Here is a 10,884-nt window from a genome sequence, read left to right on the forward strand (position 1 = left end):
CGAGAGAACAATGTGGATACAAAAACAAGACGAAATGGAGCAACATCATGTAGCAAAAGCCAGTAAAAATGCGTTCATGGTCTATACTGTTTTATTACTCATTTGGTCGTTATACGATAACTTTAGAAATGGTCATTTAGGAAATGCTTTTTTGATTTTATCAGTAGGAAATGCAGTATATTTTTTGACACTCGTTGTACAAAAAAGAAAAATAGAACGGTTTGAAGAGACAACTGACTCTGATACAACAATAAGATTTATAAAAAGAAACAAACATTTTATCATGTGGGCAGTCATCTTAATTGTTATAACTGTTATTGGATTACTGACAAAGTAAAAGAAAAAAGCAACTTCTTATAACGATAATTATGTAAATAAGCTGTCCATATGGACAGCTTATTGTATTTTTGGCTTAGCGTGGTTTTTTTCCGAAATGCTGGCGGTACGCCAGAAAGATAAACACATTTAAAAACATTGTAGAATTTATGACAATTAACAGTAGATTTCTTAATTTCTATATATCTTTTTATCTTAAATATGACATTAACAAAAAAAATTAACATATTTCTAGATGCATATATGTAATAAAACATAAAAAACTAGTTAATTTTATCCAATAGTGACTGATTAAACGGAATATTGAGTATTTTCCGTCAATTAGATATATTAATAGCATAATGCTAAATCTATTAAGAGAGGTGGAATATTGATGAAATCATATAAAAAAATGGCTGTAATGATGCCATTCGCATGTATGTTAAGTATAGGAGTAGTAAGTATGCCTACTACTTCTTTTGCAGATGCTACAAAAAGTACAATATTAAATGTTAATACAAAGAGTGATAATGTTTATAATGAAGATAAGTTTATACAAGATATAAAAGATAGAATGACTCCAGAAGGTACTGCAGCTAATCCAAATACTGCAACTAAATATGTATCTAAGCCCGAATATCATACTGATGTTAATAACTTAGATATAACAGCACATTTTGATAGTTGGGGACCTACACAACAAATAGAACTACTATCATACAAAAATGATGGATTAGTAGACCAAACATGGTATTCTCCTGAAAAAAGTATCAAAACAACAGAGTCTTTTACCTATTCAAACCAAGAAGGGGTTAAATTAGGAGTATCTTCAAAATCAACGTTAGCAGTTAAAATTCCTTTTGTTGCTGAAGGTGGTCAAGAGATTACACTTTCATCTGAATTTAATTATACTCATACAAGTTCTAACACATCTACTCATGAAGAACAAATTATATTTAAATCACAGCCTGTAATTTGTAAGGCTGGTTATACCACAACATATTTTGGTATAGTGAAAGCCGCTAATTTCTCAGGAACATTTAAAACAAAATCAAAAGTTCATGTTCCGAAACTATCCTACTATGATCAAAATGGATATGGATGGACGTGGCAGGAATCACGTCCTAATTTTTACAATTCAAAAGTGTATTATTTACTTACGAATGGTTCAAAACCAACACCATCATATTTAAACTTTGAATCTTATGTACAACCAGATAATAAAAATATACAAATACCAGTAGTAGATATTCAATCTGAGTTTAGCGGTGAAGGTGGTCATTATTCTGAGATATATGTTAAAGCAACTCCAATAGATGCACCAAATAAATCTATTACACTACCCCTTAAAGAATATCAAAATAGAGTAGCCAAAGGATTACCATTATAATAAGAACTAAATTTATATATGCTACAATCGTTTATATTTTGTTATTTCCTGTTGCAGAATCCTTGTTATAAGGATTCTTTTTTTGTATCAAAAATCTACAAAGAAAAAAGATAAGATCGGGAACACAATCTTATCTTTAGCACAAGGAGTAAACAAAGGGAATAACCATCATATTTTTATTATAATTTATTTTTTGTTAATTTTGAATATTATAACTACAATTAACAATTATATCTATATTGAGAAATTTTTTGCAAAATTAGTTATAAAATGATTCAAAACTCCAAAGTAAACTTTTACCCAGTAGTTTACTTTCATACTATTGATTTTTATAAGTGTTTGGTAAAGAAGACACAATGAATTGCAAATAAAAACTATACCGAAATCTAGTTCGGTATAGTAAAGTGCATATAAAAAATCCCTCTTTGTTACCTCCCCAAAAAAGAATCATTGCCGAGGCCCTTATAAACTGTATTTTCAGAAACATGACAAGCATGTAAGTAAAATGTAAGGCAATTCAATATGAGAAAAACAATCTTACTACTACAATGAATAACAGAAACATTCATGAAATACCTGTGATGCAATATCAAGTTATTTTAGTGCTTAAAACATTCGACCGAGTATTACAGCTTAAATAAGGAAATACGAAACTAGACCAACAATTAATGGTAAATTACTCGTATTTTAAAAAAATAAAAATGTTGGCAGGCATCATCTATCAACGCTCATTCTTAGTGTGTAAATTTGGAGGGAATTTCTCATATGAAAATAGTAAAAGTAAAAGATCTTAGTAAAGAATACACAGGCAAGGTTTCACATACAGCACTTTCAAATATTAATTTAACAATTACAGAAGGAGAATTTGTTGGGATTATGGGTCCTTCTGGTAGTGGAAAAACAACGTTATTGAATATGATTTCTACTATTGACTCGCCAACATCAGGCAGTGTATTCATTAATAGTAAAAATCCTTATCAACTATCACCCAATGATTTGGCCGTATTTCGCAGACAGGAATTAGGATTCGTCTTTCAATCCTTTAACCTTTTGCATACCTTAACAGTAAAAGAGAATATGGTTCTTCCGCTCGTATTAGATGGCATGAATGTGAAGAGAATAAATAAACGAGTAGAATCTATTTCAAAAAAATTAGGAATAAGTGAAATTTTGAATAAACGAACATATGAAATATCTGGAGGACAAGCACAGCGAACAGCGATTGCCCGTGCACTCATTCATTCTCCTAAATTGGTTCTTGCTGATGAGCCAACAGGAAACTTAGATTCTAAAGCTTCTCAAGATGTAATGGAGATATTAACACAATTAAATAAAGAGGAACAGGCAACAATGATGTTAGTAACGCACGATCCAGTTGCTGCAAGTTACTGTGACCGCGTTATTTTTATTAAAGATGGACAGTTATATAATGAAATTTTCTACAATGACAATCGTTCGTTATTTTATCAAAATATTATGGACATTCTTTCTATGTTAGGAGGGAATAAACATGACTTTTCGACAGCTCGCATTCAATAATGTTATACGGAATAAACGAATATATCTTGGACATTTTTTTAGTAGTACATTTGCGGTAATGATTTTCTTTACTTATGGGCTACTTGTCTTTCATCCAAATCTACAAGGCCAACTGACTCATGCAAGTACCATAATGAATACATTTGGGAAAATAGGATTTCAACTATCGTATTACTTAATCTTTGTTTTCTCTTTCTTATTTATTTTCTATTCTGTTAGCGCATTTTTAAAAAATAGAAAAAAAGAGTTTGGATTATTAATGTTACATGGAATGTCTCATCAACAGCTTCATCAATTAATTTTTTTCGAAAACATGTTGATTGGAATCCCTTCTATACTAGCAGGCATTGGACTTGGGATGGTTTTTTCTAAATTATTTTTACTAGTTAGTGGGTCTTTATTAGGAGTAGAGCATACGTTATCATTGTACTTTCCATTAAAGTCTATGGGAGTAACAGCTATTTCCTTTTTTGTTTTATTCCTACTCATTTCATTATTTACATCAAAAATGGTGAAAATGAATGAACTTGTAGAACTCATAAAATCAGAGGAAAAACCAAAACCTGAGCCGAAAGCGTCCGTTTGGATATCCTTGTTGGCAATAATCTTAATTGGAGCAGGTTACTCCGCCGTCCACTACTGTATCGTCGCGGTCGATTTCATGAGTTTAAAACAATTACTTCTACTCGTAGGAGTCGGTGTCTTATTAATTGTATGTGGAACCTATTTTTTCTTTACTCAATTGTGTGTATATGTAATATACACTTTAAAAATTAGAGAAACTACATTCTTTAAAAGAACCAATCTCCTTGTTATTTCAGAATTAGCGTTCCGAATGAAAGATAATGCGAGAACGTTCTTTATCGTTACAATTATATCAGCTGTATCTTTTACAGCAATTGGAGTTTGTACGGCAATCGCAAATCCTGAATTGGCAAAAAGTGCGACGCCATATGCATTTACCTATCGATCGGATAATGGAAATACACAAGAAAAATCCCATATTGAAGAGATAAAGAAACAATTAAAAGAATCTGGATTTTCTTATAAACTTGTAGCAACAAAATTTAAAAGGTCACAAAACGGTCCGGTGTTAATTAATCTTTCTACGTATAATGAATACGCTAAAAAATTAGGGTATGAAATAGAAAAATTAACAAATGAAACTGAAAGTATCGCTATACTACCAAAGAAAAATCCCACAAGTGCAGAGGATCAAAAAACATTGGAATTAAAACATGGTGAACTAGAAGTACCACTTTCTGTTCAAAAAACAATTTATATCCCAGAATTCGCCGAGATTGACAACCCTTTTATTGTCTCTGATGCTGTTTACAGTAAAGTTCTAAATGTACAACAAGAAGGCGTACTCCGAGATTACACCATATACGGTTTTATCATAAAAAATTGGCCTGAAACAAGTGCAATTTCTACAAAACTTATGAAGTTCATTGGTACGAGTCAAGATGATTATTATGCCTTTTCATCTTTGTATGTAAAATGGCTTGAACTGAAACAACAAAATGGATTACTTTCTATTTCAAGTGTATTGGTGGGGATTGTATTTTTCGTATTTACACTAAGCTTTCTATATTTCCGTCTATTTACTGATTTAGAACGTGATAAAGAGCAATATCAAATGCTTTCAAAATTAGGTTTAAGACAAAAAGAGTTAAAGCAAATTGTGACAAGACAAATGATGATTCTATTTTTCTTGCCGATTGTAGTAGCTATGGTTCACAGCAGTTTTGCATTTATAACTTTTCACCAATTAGGACAAACAGTAAGTAGAGAACTGTCCGTTATTCAAAGCTCAATTGTTGTATTAGTAAGCTTTATTTGTATGCAAATTATTTACTTCCTTATTATTAGAAATCACTATATAAAACGCATATGTACAAAAATATATTCATAAAAAGAGAAACAAAAAATTGAAGGTGCAGACTCAATCACTAAATATGATTGAGTCTGCACCTTCAATATGTTAAAAAAAATCCCAAGATTAATCTGTGTTTGTTCCAATTTCTCTTGACACTGTTGACTTAATCATTTGTAAGTGAATCCAAAAATAAGGAATGGTTGCCGCACTCCTTATATTCAGATTGCAATGTTTATTTTAAGTTTTTAAAATTTTCATTTCCATATTTTTCACTTTTGTATTCGGAATTTCATTCCAGATGTAAAATTCCAATCATAATAATAAGGTGTCTCCAAAGTGAACTTTTAGCCAAAAGTTTACTTTCAAATCAGAAAAGATTAGGTCTTCGATAGGCTCCACCCCAGCCATAAACCTTACGATCAAAAACAAAGGGTAACTCAATTATCAAACTCATATAAAGTTTCAATCCTGTCTAAACACCCATTAGGATATGCAACTGATTATCTATTTTTCTTTACATAATCTCCAGATACAGTCCATATCAACTATAGATTCTTGTCTTATGCTAAATGTAATCAAAAAGCAAGTAGATAAAGATAATGACTAAAACATTAACTCTAGATACTTTTTTGATGAATATTACAAATAAACAGGAGGTAATGAAAAATGATTAAAACATTATTAGCAGGAGCATTTTTAAGTACAGGATTATTAGCGGGTGGTGCAATTGGTGCAGATGATGCGAAAACGGACAATTTAAAGTCAAATGAAAATTCAAATCAAGTAATTACACAGAGTGCAGATGGAACAACGTCTTCCTCACAAAACTTTGATTTACCTAAAGATGCAGTGCCAGCATCTAAAGGAGATGTAAAAACTGTTGAAAAATCAGAAGGTACAGGTACAGATTCTCAAGAAAGAAAAATGGTAGAAACAAAAGAAGGTACAGAATCACAACCTGGAAAACATGCAAAAACTGTTGAAAGAACAGAAGGTACAGGTACAGATTCTCAAGAAGGAAAAATGGTAGAAACAAATGGAGGTACAGAATCACAACCTGGAAAACATGCAAAAACTGTTGAAAAATCAGAAGGTACAGGTACGGATTCTCAAGAAGGAAAAATGGTACCAACAAATGAAGAAAATTAAATAATATATAGTTATAACGAAGAGCATCCAAAAGGGGTGCTCTTTTTATATTATAGGGATCAACTAGTTTTACACAAGATAGAGCTGTAGGAGGAAATGAGGATTAGAACATGGGGTACTGTTTCTTCAAATTATGGTGTTTAGAGCACTAGTTTTGGTGGTAACGTTACAATACAAACATTTTGTTAGAGGTTTTTTAAATTTATATAGACTCTAGATAGACTACATATAAACTTCAGATACTTGTTTTATGATACAAGTAATCAAACAAAAGGAGGGGGTTACAACAGTATTAACAGGGCACTCTTTTAAGTACAGGAGATTATTAGTAGATGGAGAAAATGTTGAAGATGTACAGACAGATAAAAACATATTCCATATAAATAAAATGAATTGCAACAAGCTAAAAGTACGGTTCTAAGAAGTTTGAGTTATAAAAAGAAAATAGATAAGTATAGTGAAAATAGATAAATTGACAAGAGAAAAGCACTTTGTGTATATCACAGGTGCTTTTTATTTTTATTTTGATCTAGGACTTGAATTAAACTTTTATACTAAAATATATATAGGAAAAGGTGGAAGTTCATTGCACAAAATTATTTATGGAATATTAATTTTAATTTATACTTTGTATTCATTTTTTGTAAGTGATGGAAGTGAAGTAAGGTTTATTATGGTGTTAACTATAGTACTTATCTTTTCTGTGGTTTTAGAAAAAAGGATTGATTAAAGGTCGTTTTTTTAACACTTTTTAAAGATATCTAATGTAAATTATTATCGATTAGTTTACTTTCATTTGCTTTTAAACAGTGACTTTAATCTGTTTTTATTGATATTCTTAAAATAGATAAAAAAGTATACATTCAAATCATTGAAAAAAGGGATTTAAAAGCAGATGAATAAAAAGAAACATTTAATTGATGTACAACCACTTCGAAGCAAAGAACAGCTCGAAGATATGAAATGGTCTCTTAAACGTCATTGTTCAGATTGTGATTACATTTTATTTCTAATTGGTATTAATACGGGGTTACGTGTAAATTATTTACTTAAAATGGAAAAGAGTGAAATTTTAAAACTGAAGCGAAAAAAACGAAAAGAATTTAAAGTGAAAGAAGGCAAGACAAAAAAGGAGCGTATTATAAATATTACATCCATTTTTGAGGAAGTGTTGCCATACGCTGAAGATTTAAAAAGTACCTGGTTATTCCCTTCAAGAAAAGGGGATCAACCCATTAGTAAGAGCCAGGCTTATCGACAATTGCAGAAAGCCGGAGATTTTGCCGGTGTAGAATCCATTGGTACTCACACCATGCGCAAAACCTTCGGCTATTGGTTCTATAAACAAACAAAGGATATCGCTATGTTACAAGAAATATCGAATCATAGTACACCGCAAATTGCCCTAAGATACATTGGTATTAATAAAGAAGAGAAAAATAATGTACCTGATACATTTCAAATCTAATTTTAATTTTTTCTTATAAAATAACGTGTTTAATATAAAGGGGGGTACTAAACCTTTTTAAGCCCTTATATTAGATTATTAATTAGACATTATCTTTTATTTAATTACTCTAGTGTCAGTCGAAAGTGTTTTGAACTCAACTGGAACATTTTTCGTCTCTAGTTTTACTGGATTTCTAGAATCAGTAATGTCTGTAAGAGTTCTAGTTAGACGTGTTCCAAACTCAGTGCTAAACTGGCCAATACCTGTAGTCTTAATTCCAAATCTATCGTTTCCTACAGCTGAATCTCTTATGACTTTCTCAAATCCTTGCTTATCAGCTGCAAGTCCTTGTACTGAATATAAAAGTTCTGGTGACATCGGCTGATTATTGTAATAATAAGTAACATCACCGTAGAGATTTACATCAATTTTATTCTTACCTGAAACCTTAACTTTTTCAAATACATAATCAACTTTGTATTTTTTCCCGGCAGGAACTGGGACTTCTATTGAAGGAACAGTAAATGATCTTTTCTCCTTTTTTTCATGAGTGTCTGAAGTAGACATATTATATTCAACACTAGAAGACCTTATAGTTATTAATTTTTAGAGGAAGCATCCGTAGCGGATGCTTTTTTCTTTGCTATATAAAATTTATATAATAAATGAGAAATTAACAAAGTAGACAATTGAAACCCGAAACTCAACTACCCTCATATCTCACAAATTGATTCATAACTAAAATAATTAAACAAACATTCATTTAATTTTACACAACTGATTTCTTCATCTATAAATTTCATAGCGTACAAATTTATTAAAATGATATGGTGATCCCAATTAGAATCACGTTCTTTTTAAAGTACTGATATATCCGGGTTTAGGTGATTAGTTATAACTGTCCGGAGGTTTTTGTACCAGAATATAATGTGTTAATATTTCGACATTTTTTTATGTTTTATGCGTTTTTTTATAATAAATATATTAAAATCTTTTTTTTTATACATTTATTTGATTATTCATCTTATTAAGTGAATTGAAATGCATCCACTTTCTTATATAAATGAGCATCTTTATGTTAAATTGTATAAATATGTGTAAATAGATAATATGAATATACAGGTAATATCTATTACTTGTATATTCATATTTTAAGTATCTAAAAATATAGTGGAGGGATATTATGAAAAGGGGACAAAAACAAAAAACAAAAAATTTAGTGATGATAACTGCCACATTATCTATGTTTGCTACTGGAATAACACCCTCATTAGAAGTCTTTGCGGAAGAGCAAGCGAAGCAACAAAAATTATCCGTGTTAAAAAATGAGGGATCAGTGAAAGTGGAAAATCGGGTGTTTACTGTTCAAGGGAAAGGTGACGTTAAAGCACTGTCGCAACAGGATAGAAGAGCTGCTTCATTTAGTCCTTTTGAACCTACTGGTTTGTATGCGAAACCAAATGAAGAAATTACTATTGATGTAGAAGGAAATAATGAGATTACCGCATATATTGGAGCATTTTCATACAATAGAAATTCACAAGGAGAAGAGTTAGTAAAATCATTTACTCTAAAACCTGGTACAAATACGATTCGATACGAAGGCGGAGGAATGATATATTTTTATAACAAACAAGAAAATGGGACAATTCGAACCACTATTCAAAAGGGAGGTACCCCCGTTCCTTACTTTGAACTTGGAAAACATACAAAACAAGATTTAATTGATATGCTTAATCAAAATCCGAATTCATTTGCAGTCGAATTAAAAGGAGAGCGTGTATTGATTACTGCTACTCCTGAACGTGTAAAAAAATACTTGCTAGGTTCTAATACAGACCCGGCCCAATTATTAAAAAAAATGGATGAAGCTACTAGGATTCAAGATCGAATGTCTGGATTAACGGAAGAACAAGTAGATAAACATTATATTCATTATGTAGAAGATAAAGATAACAAATCTGGCTTTATGTACGCAACTGAATATAGAACAGCGTATGTAGGAGATGCCATTCAATATGTATTAGATATCAATAAATTTACTAAGGATGGATGGGGACCTTGGCATGAAGCTGGACATTTGAGACAACAGGTTCCTTGGAGATTCTATAATATGGGCGAAGTTCAAAATAATATTTACAGCCTAGCCGTAGAAAAAGCATTTGGGCAACCGTCTCGTTTAGAAGAAGAAGGGGTTTATCCTAAGGTATCTAAATATTTAGCACAAGAAAATAAGAATTATGATGAAATTAATGATGTTTTTGTTAAACTTGCTATGTTATGGCAATTACATCTAGCGTATGGAGGAGACTTTTATCCGAAGTTGCATCAGCTATATAGAGACATGCCTTCAAATGAGATTCCACAAACTGATGAAACGAAAAAACAATTGTTTATGATTTCAGCATCAAAGGCAGCAAAACAAAATTTAATTCCGTTTTTTGAGAAATGGGGATTACGTCCAAATAATGATACAATCCAAAAGATAGCGTCACTAGGGTATCCAAATTTAACGGCTGAAATTTGGGAAAGTACAGATTCTAATCCGATTAAACCAGATACACCGAATTCTTCGAATGCTTTAGAAGGAAGCCAGTTTGCATGGTCACTAAAAGGGATTGGAGATTTTGAATTTGCGAAAGTAAATTTAAATAAATCAACAGAAGAAATGCAAATTGATTTAAAAGCAGGTGTACCACACAACTACTTTGATAGTACATATGCAAGCATTAAAGTGCAAAATACATCAGGTAAAGTGGTATATAACAAAGAGATTTATGGAAATAAGCAACAAAATGCTGAGCAAGCAAAATTCCCGGTAAAAGTAGGGGATTTTATTGAGTTTACACATTTAGAAGGTGCGGGTAGAGCTATTATTACAAATATGGAAAAAAACATTCAGGAAAGTTTTGGATTTAATGTGGTGTATGAGATTACAAAAGAAGGGTTGAAGAAGGTAGATAAAATTGTTAATCCGAAACCAGATACAGAAGCTCCCACACAACCACAAGGATTATATGCAAGCAACGTTGCTTCTAACAGTGTAGAGCTAAAATGGAACCCTTCTACAGATAATGTAGGTGTAAAAGAATATCAGGTACTACGCGATGGACAATTGATTCAAACGGTACAAGGAACGACGTTTACTGATCAAAACTTAAC

At 31.3% G+C, this 10,884-nt stretch carries 9 protein-coding genes; 8 read left to right on the forward strand and 1 reads right to left on the reverse strand.

The window, feature by feature from the left end; genetic code table 11:
• Positions 1-10: 10 nt before the first annotated feature.
• The 7 genes from CN409_RS27840 to CN409_RS27875 all read left to right on the forward strand — a co-directional run bounded on the left by CN409_RS27840 (position 11) and on the right by CN409_RS27875 (position 7,740).
• Positions 11-337: a hypothetical protein gene (locus CN409_RS27840; protein ID WP_086397305.1), complete on the forward strand. Its 327-nt coding sequence runs from the start codon at positions 11-13 to the stop codon at positions 335-337.
• 372 nt (positions 338-709) lie between these two features.
• Complete coding sequence (locus CN409_RS27845; RefSeq protein ID WP_097982098.1) at positions 710-1,705, forward strand: ETX/MTX2 family pore-forming toxin; 996 nt, start codon at positions 710-712, stop codon at positions 1,703-1,705.
• Between the two features lie 765 nt (positions 1,706-2,470).
• Positions 2,471-3,244 carry an ABC transporter ATP-binding protein gene (locus tag CN409_RS27855; protein WP_097946287.1) on the forward strand — a complete coding sequence of 258 codons (774 nt, stop codon included), beginning with the start codon at positions 2,471-2,473 and terminating at the stop codon, positions 3,242-3,244.
• Positions 3,216-5,159 carry an FtsX-like permease family protein gene (locus tag CN409_RS27860; protein ID WP_090814512.1) on the forward strand — a complete coding sequence of 648 codons (1,944 nt, stop codon included), beginning with the start codon at positions 3,216-3,218 and terminating at the stop codon, positions 5,157-5,159. The genes CN409_RS27855 and CN409_RS27860 overlap by 29 nt, the downstream gene beginning before the upstream one ends.
• A 630-nt stretch (positions 5,160-5,789) precedes the next feature.
• Positions 5,790-6,272, forward strand: a complete 483-nt coding sequence (locus CN409_RS27865; protein WP_097982097.1) for a hypothetical protein — start codon at positions 5,790-5,792, stop codon at positions 6,270-6,272.
• A gap of 457 nt (positions 6,273-6,729) precedes the next feature.
• Positions 6,730-7,002 carry a hypothetical protein gene (locus tag CN409_RS27870; protein WP_141527747.1) on the forward strand — a complete coding sequence of 91 codons (273 nt, stop codon included), beginning with the start codon at positions 6,730-6,732 and terminating at the stop codon, positions 7,000-7,002.
• A gap of 165 nt (positions 7,003-7,167) precedes the next feature.
• On the forward strand, positions 7,168-7,740 hold the full coding sequence (locus CN409_RS27875) for a tyrosine-type recombinase/integrase (protein ID WP_097982096.1): 573 nt from the start codon (positions 7,168-7,170) through the stop codon (positions 7,738-7,740).
• 96 nt (positions 7,741-7,836) lie between these two features.
• On the opposite strand, the gene CN409_RS27880 is transcribed toward CN409_RS27875, so the two are convergent.
• Positions 7,837-8,322 (reverse strand): ETX/MTX2 family pore-forming toxin, encoded by a 486-nt coding sequence (locus CN409_RS27880; RefSeq protein ID WP_309523891.1) that lies wholly within the window; start codon positions 8,320-8,322, stop codon positions 7,837-7,839.
• A gap of 583 nt (positions 8,323-8,905) precedes the next feature.
• Between CN409_RS27880 and CN409_RS27885 the strand changes: the two genes are divergently transcribed.
• Positions 8,906-10,884 (forward strand): M60 family metallopeptidase (locus tag CN409_RS27885; RefSeq protein WP_097982095.1); only part of this gene is annotated, 1,979 nt, incomplete at its 3' end.

It is taken from the genome of Bacillus sp. AFS012607 (assembly GCF_002558005.1).
In the GTDB taxonomy this organism is placed as follows: domain Bacteria; phylum Bacillota; class Bacilli; order Bacillales; family Bacillaceae_G; genus Bacillus_A; species Bacillus_A thuringiensis_S.